Annotated in this window: 22 protein-coding genes; 13 read left to right on the top strand and 9 right to left on the bottom strand. The window is 43.0% G+C overall.

Annotation, left to right across the window (positions count from 1 at the left end; translation table 11 throughout):
- Positions 1-452: 452 nt before the first annotated feature.
- Genes GYX91_RS09935 through GYX91_RS09925 form a run of 3 tightly spaced genes read right to left on the bottom strand, consistent with a single transcriptional unit; the run spans position 453 to position 1,680 of the window.
- A complete protein-coding gene (locus GYX91_RS09935; RefSeq protein WP_174830729.1) occupies positions 453-1,289 on the bottom strand; it encodes a PHP domain-containing protein in 837 nt (278 codons plus the stop codon).
- Entirely contained in the window at positions 1,286-1,459 is a 174-nt protein-coding gene (locus tag GYX91_RS09930) for an oxidoreductase-like domain-containing protein (RefSeq protein WP_078475480.1), read from the bottom strand. Before GYX91_RS09930 ends, GYX91_RS09935 begins: the two co-directional genes overlap by 4 nt.
- Complete coding sequence (locus GYX91_RS09925; RefSeq protein ID WP_174830728.1) at positions 1,456-1,680, bottom strand: RNA-binding S4 domain-containing protein; 225 nt, start codon at positions 1,678-1,680, stop codon at positions 1,456-1,458. The genes GYX91_RS09930 and GYX91_RS09925 overlap by 4 nt, the downstream gene beginning before the upstream one ends.
- 129 nt (positions 1,681-1,809) lie before the next feature.
- On the opposite strand from GYX91_RS09925, the gene argE reads away from it, so the two are divergent.
- Positions 1,810-2,976 (top strand): acetylornithine deacetylase, encoded by a 1,167-nt coding sequence (gene argE / locus GYX91_RS09920; protein WP_174830727.1) that lies wholly within the window; start codon positions 1,810-1,812, stop codon positions 2,974-2,976.
- Between the two features lie 72 nt (positions 2,977-3,048).
- Positions 3,049-3,447: a cytochrome b562 gene (locus GYX91_RS09915; RefSeq protein WP_174830726.1), complete on the top strand. Its 399-nt coding sequence runs from the start codon at positions 3,049-3,051 to the stop codon at positions 3,445-3,447.
- Between the two features lie 300 nt (positions 3,448-3,747).
- On the opposite strand, the gene GYX91_RS09910 is transcribed toward GYX91_RS09915, so the two are convergent.
- The 6 genes from GYX91_RS09910 to recQ form a co-directional block, all read right to left on the bottom strand.
- A complete protein-coding gene (locus GYX91_RS09910) occupies positions 3,748-3,978 on the bottom strand; it encodes a hypothetical protein (protein ID WP_174830725.1) in 231 nt (76 codons plus the stop codon).
- Between the two features lie 782 nt (positions 3,979-4,760).
- Complete coding sequence (locus tag GYX91_RS09905) at positions 4,761-5,318, bottom strand: hypoxanthine-guanine phosphoribosyltransferase (RefSeq protein WP_174830780.1); 558 nt, start codon at positions 5,316-5,318, stop codon at positions 4,761-4,763.
- 380 nt (positions 5,319-5,698) lie between these two features.
- Positions 5,699-6,169, bottom strand: coding sequence for an anaerobic ribonucleoside-triphosphate reductase-activating protein (gene nrdG / locus GYX91_RS09900; protein WP_174830724.1), 471 nt, complete (start codon positions 6,167-6,169; stop codon positions 5,699-5,701).
- A 2-nt stretch (positions 6,170-6,171) separates the two neighbouring features.
- Positions 6,172-8,313, bottom strand: coding sequence for an anaerobic ribonucleoside-triphosphate reductase (nrdD, locus tag GYX91_RS09895; protein ID WP_084554672.1), 2,142 nt, complete (start codon positions 8,311-8,313; stop codon positions 6,172-6,174).
- A gap of 638 nt (positions 8,314-8,951) precedes the next feature.
- Positions 8,952-9,620, bottom strand: coding sequence for a LexA family transcriptional regulator (locus GYX91_RS09890; RefSeq protein ID WP_174830723.1), 669 nt, complete (start codon positions 9,618-9,620; stop codon positions 8,952-8,954).
- Positions 9,621-10,082: 462 nt separating this feature from the next.
- A complete protein-coding gene (gene recQ / locus GYX91_RS09885) occupies positions 10,083-11,873 on the bottom strand; it encodes a DNA helicase RecQ (RefSeq protein WP_174830722.1) in 1,791 nt (596 codons plus the stop codon).
- 93 nt (positions 11,874-11,966) lie between these two features.
- Here recQ and GYX91_RS09880 point away from each other — a divergent pair, with 93 nt between their 5' ends.
- The 11 genes from GYX91_RS09880 (at position 11,967) to GYX91_RS09830 (ending at position 19,905) form a co-directional block, all read left to right on the top strand.
- Positions 11,967-12,404, top strand: a complete 438-nt coding sequence (locus GYX91_RS09880; protein ID WP_037394744.1) for a surface-adhesin E family protein — start codon at positions 11,967-11,969, stop codon at positions 12,402-12,404.
- A gap of 40 nt (positions 12,405-12,444) precedes the next feature.
- Positions 12,445-12,768, top strand: a complete 324-nt coding sequence (locus GYX91_RS09875) for a hypothetical protein (protein WP_025331633.1) — start codon at positions 12,445-12,447, stop codon at positions 12,766-12,768.
- A 148-nt stretch (positions 12,769-12,916) separates the two neighbouring features.
- Positions 12,917-14,809 (top strand): tRNA uridine-5-carboxymethylaminomethyl(34) synthesis enzyme MnmG, encoded by a 1,893-nt coding sequence (gene mnmG / locus GYX91_RS09870; RefSeq protein WP_174830721.1) that lies wholly within the window; start codon positions 12,917-12,919, stop codon positions 14,807-14,809.
- Positions 14,802-15,437, top strand: coding sequence for a 16S rRNA (guanine(527)-N(7))-methyltransferase RsmG (rsmG, locus tag GYX91_RS09865; RefSeq protein ID WP_025331631.1), 636 nt, complete (start codon positions 14,802-14,804; stop codon positions 15,435-15,437). Before mnmG ends, rsmG begins: the two co-directional genes overlap by 8 nt.
- Entirely contained in the window at positions 15,434-16,204 is a 771-nt protein-coding gene (locus GYX91_RS09860; protein WP_025331630.1) for a ParA family protein, read from the top strand. Before rsmG ends, GYX91_RS09860 begins: the two co-directional genes overlap by 4 nt.
- Before the next feature lie 87 nt (positions 16,205-16,291).
- Positions 16,292-17,146 carry a ParB/RepB/Spo0J family partition protein gene (locus GYX91_RS09855; protein WP_174830720.1) on the top strand — a complete coding sequence of 285 codons (855 nt, stop codon included), beginning with the start codon at positions 16,292-16,294 and terminating at the stop codon, positions 17,144-17,146.
- A gap of 206 nt (positions 17,147-17,352) precedes the next feature.
- Positions 17,353-17,685 (top strand): ATP synthase subunit I, encoded by a 333-nt coding sequence (locus GYX91_RS09850; RefSeq protein WP_174830719.1) that lies wholly within the window; start codon positions 17,353-17,355, stop codon positions 17,683-17,685.
- Complete coding sequence (gene atpB, locus GYX91_RS09845; protein ID WP_025331628.1) at positions 17,682-18,542, top strand: F0F1 ATP synthase subunit A; 861 nt, start codon at positions 17,682-17,684, stop codon at positions 18,540-18,542. The genes GYX91_RS09850 and atpB overlap by 4 nt, the downstream gene beginning before the upstream one ends.
- Before the next feature lie 56 nt (positions 18,543-18,598).
- Complete coding sequence (gene atpE / locus GYX91_RS09840) at positions 18,599-18,829, top strand: F0F1 ATP synthase subunit C (protein WP_025331627.1); 231 nt, start codon at positions 18,599-18,601, stop codon at positions 18,827-18,829.
- A 64-nt stretch (positions 18,830-18,893) separates the two neighbouring features.
- Positions 18,894-19,364 carry a F0F1 ATP synthase subunit B gene (locus GYX91_RS09835; RefSeq protein ID WP_025331626.1) on the top strand — a complete coding sequence of 157 codons (471 nt, stop codon included), beginning with the start codon at positions 18,894-18,896 and terminating at the stop codon, positions 19,362-19,364.
- Between the two features lie 4 nt (positions 19,365-19,368).
- A complete protein-coding gene (locus GYX91_RS09830) occupies positions 19,369-19,905 on the top strand; it encodes a F0F1 ATP synthase subunit delta (RefSeq protein ID WP_025331625.1) in 537 nt (178 codons plus the stop codon).
- Positions 19,906-19,914: the final 9 nt, after the last annotated feature.

Below are 19,914 nucleotides of genomic sequence, written 5' to 3'. Positions count from 1 at the left end.
TAAATCTTATTTTATTTTGTAGATAATTTGCTATTAAAGTATTGTATATGTAGATATATTTTACATTTTATTGGAATGATAATGCCTATTAAGCAACACTATTAGTAATATATAAATAAAATAAATTTATCTGTAATAGGCCAATTATTTATTAATATTAATAGCGAAGTAAGCACGCATATCTGGTAAGTAATAAGACTGTACGGTTTTTCAGCAAAATTGATAGACATTTTAATATTATTTTTTTAGCGGATTTCCGTATATATTTTACTTTCCCGGTCATACTGGCTATTACTGTACAGGCAATAAAAATTTGATTTACTGTTTAATTCTTATTATCTGAATTTTTATATGATTTTGGCATATTATAATCCAACATTTTGTGATTGGTTTATGACTGAAACAAACTTGAAATACCTTGTTTGATTTAAAATCTATCAGAGATAATGCGGTTAATCAGCTAAATGATCCCACACTGGTTTACAGATAGGTGGTAGTTCAGGACAGCAGCCGAGCAGGCCACCACCAAAATCACCATCACGATGAAAATCACTGCCACAGCTGGCTAAAAAATCGAATTGTTGTGCCAGTAAGGCATAGTTCAGTCTATCGTTCAGATTAGAACGCCCACTATGCACTTCAATCGCTTCGCCACCACAAGCCTTAAAATCACTGAACAGATTGCGGCGTGCAGTAGCAGACAGCTCATAGCGCATTGGATGCGCAATAACCGCAATCCCGCCGGCATGCCGGATAGCGGCAACAACCTCAGCCAGTTCTGCCCAGTGATGTTTAACACTACAGGATTTACCGTCACCAAGATATTTGCGAAATGCATCAGCTTTTTTATTTACATGGCCGGACCGGACTAAAAAATCAGCAATATGCGTACGTGTCACCATATCTATATTCGTAGTAAGTGCCAGTGTACCTTCATAAGCATCACTAATTCCTTTTTTAGCCAGCTTATCGGCAATGGCCTGTAGACGCTGTAAACGGCCGCTGCGAAGACGTCCGAGTAAAGTTTGTAATACTTCATCTTCCGGAGATATATTCAGACCGACAATATGTATAGTGCGTCCGCGCCAGCTTACTGAGATTTCCACCCCATTAATCAAAGTGATTCCTGACTGCTTGGCCTGTGCATGCGCGGTGGCCAGACCTCCGGTATGGTCATGGTCTGTTAATGCCAGCAATGTGCAACCATTAGCAGAAGCACGCAGAACAACTTCGGCTGGCGTCAGTGCGCCATCAGAAACCGTGGAATGACAATGTAAATCAATACTCATGAGCTTTTTTCGTTATTAGAAGATGATGTGGACAACTGTGCCTGCATCGCTTCATATGCAGCTTTTTCGCGGTAATAAATTTGCCAGACACAGGCATCGCCACAGTCACTATTGCAGCATTCCCAGTCTTCCGGTGGTACTGGCGGAGTTAATAATTCCGGTGCGCTCATAACTCACTATTAATGACATTGATTTCACTGTCACCCAGCCGGATACTGTCTCCGGCAATGATTTTCGCGGTTTTACGGGTTTCCGGCTGCTGATTGCGCAGTACTTTACCTTCGGCAATCAATTGTTTGGCTCTGCCGCCACTTTCTGCCAGCCCGGTCAGTTTAAGCAGATCACATAACGCAACATGCGGATGTCCGGCTAAGTCAAATTGCTGTTTCATCTGTTATACCTTTCCATAAATAGCTATTGTAGCTATTATCAGCGTCGAAGAGGATTTTGTTTTATGTATTGGTTACGCTAAAGGCATAAATTATGCTATGGTTTAACCAGAGTTAACCGGAGATTTGCCGTGGATACACTTAGCTGGTTATGTCAGCTGATTGCTTTTGATACCACCAGCCGTCAGAGTAATCTGGCCTTGATTAATTATGTGGCCGATTATCTGGAGAGCCGTAAACTGTCGCCATGGCTGGCACATAATGGAAAGGGGGATAAAGCCAATCTGTTTGTCACTATCCCGGCTGCTGATGGCAGTACTTCAGGCGGGATAGTACTTTCCGGTCATACTGATGTTGTGCCGGTAGACGGGCAGAAATGGTTATCAGACCCGTTTGCAGCAAATATACGTGATGGCCGCGTATATGGTCGTGGCAGTAGTGACATGAAAGGTTTTATTGCCAGTGTACTGGCTGCGGTTCCAGACATGCAGAAGGCAAAGCTGAAAGTCCCATTACATATTGCTTTGTCTTTTGATGAAGAAGTCGGCTGTCTCGGTGCACCGGTGATGCTGGCTGAGCTGGAAAAAAGAGGTTTGCAGCCGCAATCCTGTATTGTTGGTGAACCTACATCCATGCAAATGGTAGTAGCTCACAAAGGGATCCATACTTTCTGTTGTGAAGTACATGGTAAAAATGCTCATTCTTCGCTCACGCCTGATGGTGTGAATGCAATTGAATATGCAGCCCGTCTGATTGTATTTATCAACCAGCTGGCTCAGCAATTACAACAGCGGGCTGATTTGGATCATGCTTTTGATGTGCCGTTTGCTACTGTTTCAACTGGCCTGATTCGTGGCGGTACTGCTATTAATATTGTGCCGGATTATTGTACCTTTGAATTTGATTATCGTAATTTGCCGCATATGACGGTAGAAGAGCTGACTGAACCGATTCAGCAATATATTGCAACGACCCTTTTACCCGCTATGCAGGCAGTGGTACCAGAAGCATCAATTAAGCTAACCCATAATGTACAAGTACCTGCTTTAAATGACGCAAATAATCAGCAGCTGCATGCATTGATTACTCAATTAGTGGATAATAAACAGCAGGCCAAAGTGGCCTATGCGACTGAAGGCGGCCAGTTTCAGAATAGTGGTATCAATACTGTTGTATGTGGTCCCGGTAGCATTACAGTGGCTCATAAGGCTGATGAATATATAGAACTGGAGCAGCTTGAACGCTGTGATCACTTTTTACGTAAGCTGATTCAGGTGCAAAGCTTGTCATTTACTTGATACGGTATTATCAAACTCTGCGCTGTTTTATATATAAAATGTTTAGGATTAACTGAGGAACAGGAAGGTCAGATGGTAACCAAAAAATTTCTCTCTGCAGGGATATTGTTATTATCACTGATATTATCAGTGATGACTGTTCAGGCGAATGGCGTAAACGTTTATATGAGTGCTATTAATATGAGTTATGCGCGTTTTAATTCAGCGCAAACAGTCGCAGATGCCAGTAAAGCTCTGGCCAGTATGCGTGCTGCTGCCGTGGCCGCTAAAGCAAAAAAACCTTCCGGTCTGGAAAATGCTGCACCGAATAATCCAAAATTGAGAGCATACTATGCTGAGATGGATAAATTGATTGCAGAAATTGATAAAACCAATAATCTGGTTAAAGCGGGAAAAATGGTACAGGCTAAGGCAGAAGGTAAGAAAATATTGCAATTACGTGATGAAGGGCATAAAGCGATGAGGCAATAAAAGATACTAGGGCGGTATAGCAGTAAAAACGATAGTCCAGAATGCAAAAAGCCTGGTTCCGCCCCTTAAAAAGCTAAAGAACCAGGAAACATAGACAAATAAACTAACTGATAGATAATGACCGGAATCAATGAGTCTGTACGGACATTATCTTAAATTTTTCAGGCAATCCTTTTTTTGCAACATTTCTTTATCCCCTTTCTACAATCAGATAATTGTAGCTATTAATACAAAAATATACTAAATGCAATAAATATAATATATTATAAAAACTAACTATCTCATTACTGATTATAATACTCAATTAACTTTGCTGTCAGGCTTGGCTGAGTAAATAATTACTTTTTTAGGGCGTTTCAGTTTATATCTGATAAATAAGCGTATATCAGAACCAAAGGTGTTGTTTTCACGCAAATTAATATGACAAAACTCTGGTAAAACCTGCTTATTGGTAATTGGAGCCATCGCTGGCGGAAACAGGCGTAACATATACGCTTCCAAATGGCGGCTTTCCGCCACAAAAATAGTCATAAACACTGCCTTTCCTGATTATTCTAATCAAACCGCTATGCGCTTCCAGACGCATCTGGCGGCAGAAGAATGGCAAGGCTGGAAGACCGTTAATCAGAACCGGCAGGCATAAAGCCTCCCTGCCATTGTCTACCATCGAAAAGGTATGCCAATGACTCGGTAAACAGAATATGAAAAAACCATAATGAAAAATATTAATGGTTTATCTGTCTGATAAAACAGCCTTCCAGAGCTGGCCGTACTATTTAATACGGTATAGGCATCATACTGGCGAGTAATTAAATTTGTCAAGAATGTGTTAATTAAATAATATAATCAGTAGTTAATGTAATATTTTATTTTTTTATTGTAATCATTAAAAAACTATTTAATAAAATATAACATATTATTTTTTATATATATTTAGTATATATATTCTATGTATGCTGATATATTATGATATTAACATTTTTATTAGTGCTGTATGGCTGTTATTTGAATTTGAACATGAATTAGCTTAATCCCGCATTAATTCTTTATTTTTTATAAAAAATATATTTTAAAGCAGATTTGAAACAGTTTGCTGTCTTTCAAAAATGATTATTTAACGCAGTAGATATATTAATGATTTAGATACAGTTTTAATGCTATAGCTTTGAGTGAACCGTGATTTTATTAATGATAATGATGGAATTAAATTTGATTATGCTATACGTATTTCAAAACCGGAAAATCTAAGAATGAGCAAGTAGCCACAGTGTAGATAACCATGGCCTGCATATAATAGATACTGTTATTGACAATTACTCAGCCAGAGCATAAATTTCGTCCAGATTACGCCATTTACCTTCAGCATCCATGCCATACCCGAAAACATAACGATTGGGAACATCCAGTCCGACAAAATCAGCCATAATAGGTTTTTCTTTGCCTATCAGTTTGTTGGCAAAAACAGCTGTAGAACAGCTGGCTGCACCCATTTCCAGTATCTGTTTTTTTACGGCTGCCAGTGTATGCCCCTCATCCAAAATATCATCCAGTACCAGAATGTGGCGTCCGGCTACCGCATTCTGCGGGGCACGCAGCCACTGATAATTACCACCTTTAAGCTTATCACCATAGCGGGAAATATGGATGTAATCAAAATCCAGCGGAAAACGCAGTAATGGCAGTAATTTTCCGGTGAAAACAACTGCACCACCCATCACCGGTAATACCAGCGGGTATTTATCACTTAATGCTGCAGTGATGTCCGCAGCCATTTGCTCCAGCCTGGTTTCACAGGTTCTGCGGTCAAACAATAAATCTGCTTTATCCAGCATTGCCTGAGTTTCGGCGCGTCTGTCAGTTACATCAATTATGCTCATTGGTATTGTCCATGTGTATCCGGGTAAATAAAACCGTATGTCACTATTAACTGACCACCAATTGCTCAGAATAGATGCAGGTAGTGTTGTATACGGTTTAATTGAGTAAATTTGTGCTGCTCTGGTGATTTGGCAGCACTAAGACGAATATATTTTGATTGTTTAAACCAGAATATTAAAGGTAAATTATCCCAGAATTTTACTTACAATACGCGAATTTTATGCTATTCCGGCCATTTCGGGCAGTCTGAGAACATGCGAGTAAAATAACTGGCTGGTTTATTAGAAAAATTTTCTGACGGCAAGAAATAAAGAAACACCATTGCTGTTATGCAGAATTAATCTGTTAACTACAATGGTGTCAAATGGTTGAATTATACCGGATGCAGGTAATGAATCTGCTGGTTACTGCTGCCGCGCCAGACTAGCGCCGGATCTTTCAGTTCCTGTATGAATTTACCGTCGATAAGGGTGTTGATTTCATTTACAATCTGCATTTGCGCCGGTGATAATTCTGCCAGTGTGTAGCCTGTCCATAACCAGATGTCTTTATGTTCGGTTTCCTGCCGTACCCGTCTGACCAGTTTCAGGATAGCATTCAGGTTATGCGGGTGCAGCGGATCTCCGCCGGTGAGCGACAGCCCCTGACGCACAATACGTTTGTCGTTAAGGTCGCTGATAATCAGCTCTTCCATCTGCTGGTCAAATGGTTTACCGGAATCTGTCCGCCATGTGGTGGCGTTATAGCAGCCCCGGCATTTGTGCTCACAGCCGGCTACGAACAGCGTACAGCGGGTTCCGGGACCGTTGACAACATCAACCGGATAATACTGATGATAATTCATACTTACAGTGCACCACATTGCTGACCAAGGTGTTTGACCCGTCGTTTAACTTCTTCCTGTTTGCCGGCATTAAACGGGCGGGAATCCGGACTGCCCAGATAACCGCATACACGTCTGGTAACGGATACCCGTGCAGGATCATGATTGCCGCATTTCGGGCAGACAAAACCTTTGCTGGTACAGGAAAATTCACCGCTGAATCCACAGTCGTAGCATTCATCGATCGGTGTATTGGTTCCGTAATAGGGAACGTAACGGTAGCTGTAGTCCCACACGTCCTCTAATGCTTTAAGATTGTGCTGTAAATTCGGATATTCCCCGTAGCAGATAAAACCGCCACTGGCCATTTTCGGATAGGGTGCTTCAAAATCGATTTTATCGTAAGGATTAACCTTTTTCTCAACATCCAGATGGAAGCTGTTGGTATAGTAACCTTTATCGGTCACACCATCGATAACCCCGAATTCGGCAGTATCAAGCCGGCAGAAGCGATCACACAGGTTTTCACTGGGTGTGCTGTACAGGCTGAAACCATAACCGGTTTCGGCTTTCCAGCGGTCGGCAGTGTCACGCAGTTTTTGTACGATAGCAATGGCTTTCTCGCGCAGGGTTTCGCTATCAAAAACATGTTTTTCGGTACCATACAGGGCATTAATGGTTTCGTGCAGACCGATATAGCCCAGTGAAATTGAGGCGCGGCCGTTTTTGAATATTTGAGCTACTGAATCATCAGCATTCAGACGTACCCCGCAGGCACCCTCCATATACAGAATCGGAGCCACTCTGGCTTTGACATTTTCAAAACGGGCAATGCGTGTCATCAGTGCTTTGCGGCACAGTTGCAGACGTTCATCCAGTAACTGCCAGAAACGTGTTTCATCATATCTGGCTTCTATGGCGATACGGGGCAGATTCAGGCTGATAACCCCCAGATTGTTTCGTCCTTCATGGATTTGCTCACCGTTTTCTTCATAGACACCAAGGAAGCTGCGGCAGCCCATCGGAGTTTTGAATGAACCGGTAACAGCGACAACCTGATCATAGTTAAGAATATCCGGATACATACGTTTGGAAGCACATTCCAGAGCCAGCTGTTTAATATCGTAGTTAATATCACCGGCTTTGTGGTTAATACCATCTTTTATGCTGAATACCAGTTTGGGAAAAACGGCTGTTTTGCCATTTTTACCGAGGCCTGCGAGGCGATTGCGTAAAATAGCAGTTTGTATCAGCCGGCTTTCCCAGCTTGTGCCCAGACCAAAGCCAAAGGTTACAAAAGGAGTCTGACCATTGGCCGTATGCAGGGTATTGACTTCATATTCCAGTGACTGAAAGGCGTCATAACACTCTTTTTCAGTACGTGCACGTGCATAGTCGTTTGCATTGGCAATCTGCCATTCAGTTGCTACTGCCAGATGTTTGTTGTAGCTGGCACGAACAAAGGGAGCCAGTACTTCATCAATACGGTTGATGGTGCTGCCGCCATAAATATGGCTGGCTACCTGCGCAATGATCTGTGCTGTTACCGCTGTGGCAGTGGCAATTGATTTCGGCTGCTCGATTTCGGCATTCCCCATTTTGAAGCCGTTAGTCAGCATGCCTTTCAGGTCAATCAGCATGCAGTTAAACATCGGGAAAAAAGGCGCATAATCCAGATCGTGGTAATGGATTTCACCCCTTTCATGTGCCAGTACCACATCGCGTGGCAGCAGGTGCTGTTGTGCATAGTGTTTGGCGACAATGCCGGCCAGTAAATCGCGCTGTGTCGGAATAACTTTACTGTCTTTGTTGGCGTTTTCATTGAGCAGACTAAAGTTGGTCTGTTCAACCAGACCCTGAATTTCACGATTTAGACGACTGCGTGATTCACGTGCCACATCTCGGGAATGGCGGTATTCAATATACGCACGGGCCAGCTCCTTGTACTGTCCGGCCATTAACTGGTCTTCAACAGCCTGCTGGATATCATGAATATCAATATATTCACGCTCGGCAAGATGACCGGCCACACTTTCTGCCACCTGATGGCAATAATCGATATCGTTGATCTGTACTGCTTTGGCTGCTTGTTGTATGGCTTCTTTGATGCGGGCTGTATCAAAAGGTACGTGACAACCATCTCTTTTAATTACAATGGGTTTCATGCTGATTATCCTTCTGCCGCCTGTAATAACCGGCAGCAGTTACTGCATTGTTATTAAATAATAACAATTTGTCTGATCAAAGTGCTTATATGTAAAAAATACTATATTTAGTGTTTAAGTGCTATTGTTGCGCTTTTTTTTACTATATATGGGATTTGTATGATGAATAAAGCAGCATTTTTCACATTTATTTGATATAGCGCATCATTCATGGTTGACATGGCTATTTATTATAGATAAATCATTGGTTTATATTATTGAAAACAAAGTGTAAAAAATGGTCATTTCTTGCCTGCGACTGAAATACTGATGTCTGTAACCAACTTGTCTGAAATCTCTGTTAGAAGGTAACAGGTCTGAATTAGATTATTTTATTTTCAGTAATATGCTTAGAATATTGTATATAGAATAAAATAATCGTTGTACTCAATCAGATGATTGCTATGCAAGTAGCCTAAGTTAAAGCAGATGGAGATACTTATAATTGACAACCGGGCAAATAAGACAATCTGCCATCGGTAATGATAGTGAATCTATATAACAGATAAATTTGAGCATGGTAGGTGTCTGATAATTAGAGATAAAAGAAAAAACAAAAGTCCAAATCATATGAACTTCTATATTTATTGATTATTTCTTTATAACCTATTAATAGTCCAATATGCGACGACTTTGCCACAAATATGAATTTTATCCAAATCACCACGAGTAATTGTTTCCGAGGGATATCTTGATTGATTATCATTCATTACGCGATATTGACCATCAAATAATAATTGCAATCGTTTAATACTAAAACCTTTATCAACGTAAAAAACATATATACCATCAGACATATAAAATTGAATTGTAGTATCAATAAATAGTAGGTCACCGTTCTTTAATGTGGGATTCATAGAATCACCTTTTGCTTTTATTATCGCAATTGATGTTAGGTTATTCCCTATATTTTCTTTCGCCCAAGCTTCAGGTATCTCAATTATCTGTTCTGCTTCCAGCGGCTCAATTTCAGTATTTTCAACATTTCTTTCTTCAATATCATTACAGACATTTAGATAATTTATTCTGATGTATCCATTTTTTGATTTACGGATCATTTTAGTATTGTCTGGTTCAATATATGGAAGTGGATATCCACATAAATTTGAGATTTTTACCATTACATCAAATGACACACCATTTTTATTAGTTTCCCATGCAGATACTGATGCCTTTCCCGATAAATTAAGTGCTAAAGCTAATTCTTCCTGACTTAAATCCGCATTCAAACGAGCTGATTTTACCCAATTACCAATATCAAACTTCATAAAAATACTCTAAAAAATCAGAGTATAGCTTTAATGTACTATTGCTGTATCTTAAATATTGACTGATCTAATCCAATCCACAAAGTATGGACTAAAAAATAATGAGGACATAGGATTGAATAAAAATATTTTAATTGCCGTAAGCATAGCAGGTGGACAAACTAATCAGATGGATGGGTAAATGAATCTCGGAATAGATGCGATAAATTACTAAAAAACAGATAAAAAATAACAATCAGATAATGGCAGAATACCGGCAGCAGAATGCCTGTATTACCGGACATCCTTATGCACATAAAGTAGGTAAAATCAGGTGTTATTCTGCCGATAATCACCTGTTATGAAAAACTATTTGCTGTATCGGTATAAAGGCAGAATCATGACCGGATAAGTAAAGATAAAAGTTATAAAAACTGAGAAAATAAATGATTTATGAGCAGAATAGCAGAGACGTTCTGACTATTATTGCGCCCATTTGCGACACAGAGCCAGAATATCTGTACCGAAATTTCTAATTTTACTTTCACCTAATCCATAAATATGGTTTAAATCAGCCAGTGTGGCCGGCGGATGCCGGACTAAATCCTGTAATGTCCGGTCGGCAAAAATGGTATAGGCTGGTACATTGTTTTTGCTGGCGCGTTCTTTACGCCAGTTGCGCAGCGTTTGCCACAGACGTTCTTCGCGTTCAGTACGCAGCCAGGTATCAGTATTACGATTGTTGCGGGTTTTATCATGCTTCAATGGTCGCAGCCAGACCTGTTGCTGGTTTTTTAATACTGCCCGTGCCTGCTCAGTAAGCTGTAATGCCTGATTGGCTATATCAACATTCAGATACCCTGACGCAACGCATTGCCGTACCACTGTACGCCACTCTTTAACTGTTAATTCACTGCCTATACCGAAAGTAGATAAATGCTGGTGTCCGCAGCGTATTACCAGGTCTGTTTCGCGACCGCGTAAAACATCAATCACATGTCCGGTAGGAAAACGCTGTTTTACCCGATACACGCACGAAAGTAATTTTTGTGCCAGTACAGTGCCGTCAAATCTGCTGGGCGGGTCGGTGCAGTTGTCACAATGTCCGCAGGACTCACCTTCCTCTCCGAAGTAGCGCAGCAAGAGCCGGCGGCGGCAGTCTGCAGTCTCACAAAAGGCCAGCATGGCATCGAGTTTTTGTAAATCAATGCGTTTTTGCGCTTCATCGCGCTCAGCAAGCTCAATCCGTTCGCGCAATAGTACCCAGTCATTCAGACCATAACACAGCCAGCTGGTGGCAGGCAGGCCGTCACGGCCGGCACGCCCCGATTCCTGATAAAAATGTTCAATGCTGACAGGCATATCAAGATGTGCAACAAAACGTACATCCGGTTTATCTATACCCATACCGAAAGCTACTGTTGCTACGATAATAATGCCATCTTCCTGTGTGAAGCGGCGCTGATTCCGGCTGCGTATTTCCCAGTCCAGTCCGGCATGATAGGGCAGGGCAGTCAGACCGTTTTCGCTTAGAAAAGCAGCAATATCTTCCACACGCTTGCGTGACAGACAGTAAACAATACCATTCTCTCTGGACATCTGGCTGCGGATGAATTGTAATAACTGTTTCTTGCCGTTGTTTTTTTCAATAACCTGATAGTCAATATTCGGGCGGTTAAAGCTGGAAACAAATAATCGTGCGTCTGTTAAATCCAGATAGTGCTGAATATCTGCTCTGGTGGCATTATCTGCTGTGGCAGTAAGGGCAATACGCGGAATACCGGCAAATTCGTCTGCCAGAATGCTCAGTTGCTGATATTCAGGACGAAAATCATGTCCCCACTGGCTGACACAATGAGCCTCATCAATCGCAAACAGGCTAATACGGGTATTGTGTAAAAACTGTAAAAAACGCGGCATAACCAGACGTTCCGGTGCTACATATAATAGCTTCAGATGCTCAGCCGCGATTTCATCAGCAATGCGCTGTATCTCTTCACCACTGGTGCCTCCGTGTACACAGGCGGCAGAAATACCATTGACATTCAGAGCTGTAACCTGATCCTGCATCAGTGCGATCAGTGGTGAAATCACAATAGCGACACCATCGCGCATTAATGCCGGAATTTGATAACATAAAGACTTGCCCGCGCCGGTAGGCATCAGTACCAGTGCATTATGACCGCTGGCTACTGTGTCGATAATTTCTGCCTGTTGTCCGCGAAATTCCGGATAGCCGAAAACATCGTGTAAAATTTGCTCGGCATGGGTCACAAAACACCTGTTACATTTAATCTGAAACGGGTATTGTACTGCAATTTACCTTTATTTCCGACAGTTACCTGATGGCTGTTGCAAGGAATTAGCATGAAAATCATTTATTTCCGTCACCTGATAACCAGTTTGGCTGTTTGTGCTATTCTGGCTGCATGTACTACCACCAATGTTCCGAAAGCCAGCGGCAGCTGGGTTGAGCTTGGTGTATCCGCCAGTGGTAATATCCAGTATGCGCTTGATAGCGGTAGTATTAAACGCCAGGGTAATCTGGTTACTTTCCGCGATCGCAAAACTGTTATCGACCCTAAACAGCAGTATTACAGTAACACACCGGCTTATAAAACCGCACTGAGTACAACGCAGATTGACTGTAGTCGTAAAATATTCCGGGTACTTGATGTAGAGTTGCTGGATGCGCATGGCGAACTGATTCGTCAGGATCATTTTGGCGAAACAGACTTGCGCCCGATGGGTATTACCAGTGGCTCAGCTTCCGAACAGCAATATCAGCATGTATGTGCACATTAATTCTAATTAAGATTAATTCTGATTAAGAAAGTTAGCAGGCATGAAAGTAAAATATAGCTTGTGGTTGATTTTAGGTCTGGCGGTTACGGCATGGGCTGAATCTCCTGCCGATGTTGAATTACTCAGTGCTCAGAAAGCTTATCAGGCAGCACTGTCAGCACAAAGTGCCAGCCAGAGTAAAGCATTGCAATTGCAAACTCAGTTGCAATCAGCGCAGTTACAGCTGAAAAATGCACAGGATAATGTTACTCGTCTGCAAAATGATTTTAATCAGGCTGATGTTCAGCGCCAGCAGGCTGATGCTGCATTACAGGCAGCCGGTACCAGACTGGATGCCGCATGGCAGGGTGTGCACGGCCGTTAAAACAGACAGACTGCAATAACTGCCGGGGTGAAAAATCACTTTGCATTTTTACATGCCTGACAAATGGCAACAGCTCGCGTAAAATAGCACTATTTTGCTCAGGCATTGTTTCTTGAAAAAACAATGCTATGGAATCAACTGTTGTCAAATGAATTATCCGATTGAATACGATGTAATTGTGGTAGGCGGCGGACATGCCGGTACAGAGGCGGCTTTGGCCGCTGCGCGTATGGGTGCGCAAACATTATTACTTACCCACAATATCGAAACTCTGGGACAAATGTCGTGTAATCCGTCTATCGGCGGCATCGGCAAAGGTCATCTGGTGCGTGAACTGGATGCACTGGGCGGGGCAATGGCACTGGCTGCTGATTACGGAGGTATTCAATTTCGTCGCCTGAATGCATCAAAAGGACCCGCAGTACGTGCAACACGGGCACAGGCCGACCGCATTCTGTATAAAGCAGCTATCCGTTCCATGCTGGAGAATCAGCCGAACCTGCAATTATTTCAGCAGCAGGTAGAAGATATTGTTGTGGAACATGGCCGTGCTGTCGGGGTAATGACGGCAATGGGTGTTATATTCCGTAGTCGTGCAGTGGTGCTGACGGCTGGTACCTTTCTGGCTGGTAAAATCCATATTGGTCTGGAAAACTATGCCGGTGGCCGTGCCGGAGATCCGGCTGCACAGCGTTTATCAGGCTGTCTGAAAGAGCTGAATTTGCCGCAGGGACGTCTGAAAACCGGTACTCCGCCAAGAATTGATGGACGCAGTATTGATTTCAGCCAGCTTAAAGAACAACCGGGCGACAATCCGGCACCAGTATTTTCAGTACGTGGCAACCGGGAGATACATCCGCAGCAGATTTCCTGCTGGATTACTCATACTAATAGTCACACCCATGATATTATCCGTAGCGGTTTCGACCGCAGCCCGATGTTTACCGGTAAGATTGAGGGAGTCGGTCCACGTTACTGCCCTTCTATAGAAGATAAAATCAATCGTTTTGCCGATAAAGAAAGCCATCAGATTTTTCTGGAACCTGAAGGGCTGAAAACACACGAATATTATCCGAACGGTATTTCTACCAGTCTGCCGTTTGATATTCAGTTAAAGCTGGTGCATTCAATGCCCGGATTGCAGAACGCACATATTCTGCGCCCCGGTTATGCCATTGAATATGATTACTTTGATCCGCGTAATCTCAAAGCCAGTCTCGAAACCAAAAATATAGCCGGACTGTTTTTTGCCGGACAGATTAACGGCACTACCGGCTATGAAGAAGCAGCTGCTCAGGGCTTACTAGCCGGAGCCAATGCTGTATTATATCTTCGTGAAGCAGAACCACTGGTATTGCAACGTGATCAAGCTTATTTAGGTGTACTGGTGGATGATCTGATTACTAAAGGCGTTACTGAGCCGTACCGCATGTTTACCAGTCGTGCCGAATACCGTCTGCAATTGCGTGAAGACAATGCTGATATGCGTCTGACCGGTCTGGGGCGAGCTGTTGGTCTGGTCAATGATGCGCAATGGCAAATATTTCAGCGAAAACAGGAAGCAGTTGAGCGCGAACTGCAACGCATGAGCCACACATGGTATACACCATTGAATCTGCCGCTGAGTGATCAGCAGCGGGTGCTGGGTCAGCCACTGAGTAAAGAATCCAGTTTGCTGGATATGCTGCGCCGACCTAATGTCAGCTATGCTGACTTAATGACTTTACCTAATGCACAGCAAGAAGTACTTGAAGCCGATGCGGCTGAGCAAGTAGAAATTCAGGCCAAATATCAGGGTTATATTGAGCGGCAAAATGAAGAAATCAGCCACCGTCAGAATCTGGAAAAACTAAAATTACCGGCCAGCATTGATTACACGCTGGTAAAAGGCCTTTCCGCAGAGGTACAACAAAAACTGAATCAATTTCGTCCCGAAACAGTTGGACAGGCTTCACGTATATCCGGTATCACTCCGGCGGCAGTCGCATTACTGATGGTGCATCTGAAACGGGGTTTTGAGGGAGCAAAAAAATATGAATGACATGAAAACCATGTTGCAACAAGGTTTGCAGCAGATGAATATCGAACTGACTGTTCCGCAGCAATTACAATTACTGGCCTTTGTAGAGCTGTTGAAAAAATGGAATAGTACCTACAATCTGACTGCACTGCGCAATGATCAGGATGTTATCAGTCATCATATTCTCGACAGCCTCACTCTTTTGCCTTATGTAGAGCATGCCAGAGGCCTGATTGACGTAGGCAGCGGCGGTGGTATGCCGGGCATACCCGTAGCTATAGCACGCCCTGATTTGGCTGTCGCCCTGCTTGATGCTAACAGCAAAAAAACATCATTCCTGCAGCAGGCAGTAATCGAGCTGGGCTTAAGTAATGTACAAGTTATAACGGCACGGGTAGAAGCCATGGTTGGTGAGCAGTTCGATGTCATTACCAGCAGGGCTTTTGCTGAATTGAATGATTTTGTTACCATCACTAAACAGCTGATGGCAAAAGGCGGTTACTGGGCGGCTATGAAGGGAGTTTATCCCTATGAAGAAATTGAACGATTACCTGAAAATACAGAACTGATCCGGGTAGATAAACTCAGCGTACCGCATCTGGATGCAGAGCGGCATATGGTTCTGGTACGCAAGAAAGAAAGTGCATGAGTGCGCATATTATTGCAGTAGCCAACCAGAAAGGCGGGGTAGGTAAAACTACAACCGTAGTTAATCTGGCCGCTTCGCTGGTGGAAAAAAAGTCCAGAGTTCTGATAGTTGATCTCGACCCTCAGGGTAATGCCACAACTGGCAGTGGCATTAATAAAGCCAATGTAACCAGCGGAGTTTATGCTGTGTTGCTTGGTAATGAAACTATTCAGCAGGCCATTACCTCTGCTCAGCATGGCGGTTTTGATGTTTTGCCTGCTAATCGTGCTCTGGCAGGTGCTGAGGTAGAGCTGGTACAGGAATTGGCGCGGGAAATGCGCCTGAAAAATGCACTGGCACAGGTGGCTGATCAGTACGATTACATTATCATTGACTGCCCGCCGACACTGACTTTATTAACCATTAACGGTCTGGTTGCAGCACAGCACATTATTGTACCCATGTTGTGTGAGTATTATGCACTGGAAGGTATTTCCGATCTGATTGCCACCGTGCGTAAAATCCGCCAGGCCATCAATCCGCAACTGGATATTTTAGGTATTGTCCGTACCCTGTACGACCCGCGCAGTTTGCTGGCTAAACAGGTGGACGAACAGCTGGGTACCCACTTTCCCGATAAGCTGTTCAGTACACCGATTCCGCGTAATATACGTCTGGCAGAAGCACCAAGCCATGGCATGCCGGCCTTGCAATATGATCCTCGTGCCACTGGTACCAGAGCCTATCTGGCACTTGCTGATGAGGTATTGCTGCGTACCAGCAAATAAGCAGTTAATAAGCATAAATTAAATGTATTTATGTAATAACAGCCTTTGCCACAATGTGGTGTTAATCCGGAAATTAAAGAGCGATACATGGTAAAAGCAAAAGGTTTGGGTGCAGGACTGGATGCCCTGCTTGGTTCCGGTAGCGATATTACCGGAGGGGATCGTTTAACAACAGTAGCAGTTACAGATATTATTCCCGGGCGTTATCAGCCTCGAACCCAGATTGATGATGAAGGGTTACAGGAACTGGCTGATTCAATTCGTGCTCAGGGCGTTATTCAGCCAGTAATCGTACGTGAAATGGGGCTGCATCAGTACGAACTTATCGCCGGTGAGCGTCGCTGGCGTGCTGCTCAGCTTGCCGGGTTGCAGGAAATACCCGTAGTCATCAAAAGTATTACCGATGAAGCTGCGCTGGCAATGGGGCTGATTGAAAATATCCAGCGGCAGAACCTGAATCCTATCGAAGAAGCCCAGGGGTTGAAACGTCTGGTAGATGAATTCGGACTTACACATGATACAGTAGCCAAAGCAGTCGGTCGCAGCCGCAGCAGTATTTCTAACAGTCTTCGTTTACTTAATCTTCCTCAGCCGGTTCAGGACCTGATGTATGGCCGTCAGCTGGAAATGGGACATGCCAGAGCTTTATTAACTTTGCCGGTTATCCAGCAGATTGACCTGGCACAGAAAGCGGTACAAAATGGCTGGTCAGTGCGGGAAGTTGAGCGTCGCTGTCAGCAAATTCAGGCTAAACCAGAGGCTGCCAAACGTCATCTGGCAGAAAAAAGCAGTGAAGTTCAACAAATAGAAGCGGCGCTTGAGCAACGTTTTTCTGTGCCTGTGCAGGTACAAAGTAAAAATCAGCGCAGCGGCCGGATTATTCTGCAGTTTGATAATCCGGAAACTTTAAGTCATTTATTACAGAAACTAGGACTAGAATAATTCCTGCAAACAGAAATTAACTGTGGCAAAATTGTTCAGTTGGGTTATCAGTTTAAGCAATATTGTAGAAAAATATAGAAAAATTAATTAATTAGGTGTAGTTAATTTAACAAAATTTCACAAAATTACTTGACGATATTGTATTAGTTGATTATATTATTGCAGCTTACCGAAGTGTTTTTCAGGGTAACAGAATGAAGTGGATCATGTTTTGGCAAACAGTCATGTTGTTTGCCGCAGTTTGCGTGTCCGCATGGTTGTGGAATTATTCTGCTATCTGGTCAGCAGTATTAGGTGGGCTGAGTTACCTGATACCTACATTACTGGCGATATTAACTATTATTGCTGCAAAAAAATTACCGGCGCTATTACCTGCAACACTGATAATGGCCGAGATTAGCAAAATTCTGATGATATGCCTGATGATGTTATTGGTGTATGTATGCTATTCCGCTGTTAACTGGTTTGCTTTCCTGACAGGACTAATACTGGTCAGTCAGGCTGGATTGTTCACATTTAGAAAAAGATTGTTATTATGAGCGGCACAGAGATGACTCCGGGCGAATATATTAGCCATCACTTAATTAATTACACCCAGAAATCACCAGATTATCAGACAAATATGGTTGATTTCTCATTTCTCAATCTGGATACACTATTCTTTTCCATTCTGACCGGTGTAATCGCTTCTGCTATCTTGTTTATAGCAGCCAGACGTATGAAAGCAGATGTGCCAACCCGTTTTCAGGCTGCAATTGAACTGCTAATTGAATTCGTTAGTGGTATCTGCAAAGATATGATTCATAACGAGAAATCTCGTAAGATTATTGCTCCTCTGGGGCTGACTGTATTCATGTGGATTCTCTTCATGAATATCATGGATTTATTGCCGGTGGATTTACTGCCATGGGCATGGCAGCATGCTACCGGTGATCATCATGCTTATCTGCGTGTAGTACCTACCGCCGATCTGAATACCACCATGGCCATGGCGATTTCAGTCTTGTTTTTATGTATTGTTTATAATATTAAAATCAAGGGGCTGGGCGGCTGGATTCATGAATTATTCAGTGCGCCGTTCGGTAACAAAGTTTGGTTGTTTATCCCAAACTTTCTGATGAATATTATTGAGTTTTTCTCCAAAACCCTTTCACATGGTATGCGACTGTTCGGTAATATGTATGCCGGTGAAATTCTGTTTATGGTTATTGCCTTAATGGGTGGTGCATGGGGTATGTCCGGTGCCGCCGGTGTCAGTGATGTTGTGCTGTTTATCCTGCAGATAATTGCAGGTCTGGCATGGGCTATATTCCATATTCTGGTAATCGCCCTGCAGGCCTATCTCTTTATGGTACTGACTTTTGTTTATCTGGGTCAGGCTCACGATTCCCATTAAGGGTCAGTTTGTTTGTTGTAGTATTCTCTTTTCTTTATATTTAAGGAGTTAAGTAAATGGGTGGTTTAATCGCTATCGCTTGTGGTCTGATGATTGGTATTTCTGCAATGGGTGCCTCTATCGGTATTGGTATGCTGGGTGCAAAATACATGGAATCTTCTGCCCGTCAGCCTGAATTAATGAACTCATTGCTGGGTAAATTCTTCATTATCATGGGTATGATTGATGCTGCGTTCATTATCTCCCTGGGCGTATCATTCTTATACTTTGCCAAAATTGGCGGCTGATAAACTTGGATTTGCTGGTTGTTAACTGTTTTAATTAATAAACACAAATTCTAAAGGTTTAATCGTGAATATCAATGCAACCCTAATTGCACAAGTACTCGTTTTTGTCATGTTTGTGCTATTTACGATGAAATTCGTATGGCCGCCCATTGTCAAAGTGCTTGATGCCCGTGCCGACAAAATTGCCGAAGGTTTGGCTGCTGCCGAACGCGGGAAAAACGATTTTGCTCAGGCGGAAAAACGTGTTGCTGATATCTTAGCCGAGGGTCGCAGTCAGGTCTCCGAAATGGTGGCCAATGCGGAAAAGCGTGCCGCGCAGATTGTTGAAGATGCCAAAACGCAGGCATCAGAAGAAGCTGCCCGTATCATGGCTCAGGCAAAAGCTGATGTTGAGCAGGAAGCCAACAGAGCCCGTGAAGCATTGCGTCAGCAGGTAGCTGATTTGGTTGTTAAAGGTGCCGAATCTATCCTGCGCAGCGAAGTTAATCCTTCACGTCACGCTGATTTACTGGCGAACCTGAAACAGGAGCTGTAATCCCATGGCTGAGTTCGCAACCATAGCCAGACCATATGCAAAGGCATTATTCAGTCTGGCACAAGAACAGAATCAAATTGAGTCTTGGTTGGACGAACTGAAAACACTGGCTGAAATTATTCTGCAACCCAAAGTGCAGTTACTGATTGACGAGCCGGAAAGCGAATACACAGAAAAGGCAAAACAAATCCTGTCATTAGTGGATTTTACGCCGGCTGATGAATTAAAAAATTTCATCTTTCTGTTAGCGCAGAACAAACGCTTAACAGTTTTGCCAGAAATTTATACGTTATTCCAAGACTATGCTTTGTCCCTAAACGACATAAAAGAGGCCACTGTATATACGGCTTATCCCATTGACGAACAACAATTTACACAAGTCGTTTTAGATATGGAAGCCCATTTCAAAAGCCGGTTGAAAGCGCGTCAGGTGGTTGCCCCGGAATTGATTGGTGGCGTAAAAGTAGAAGTTGGTGACCAAGTATTGGATTTGTCGGTGCAAGGCAGATTAAACAGCCTGCATACGGCATTGATGAATTAGGAGAGTTTT

Origin of the sequence: Snodgrassella sp. ESL0304, from assembly GCF_013344995.1 — a bacterium.
GTDB lineage: Bacteria > Pseudomonadota > Gammaproteobacteria > Burkholderiales > Neisseriaceae > Snodgrassella > Snodgrassella alvi.
This window is presented reverse-complemented; position numbering and strand designations above follow the sequence as displayed.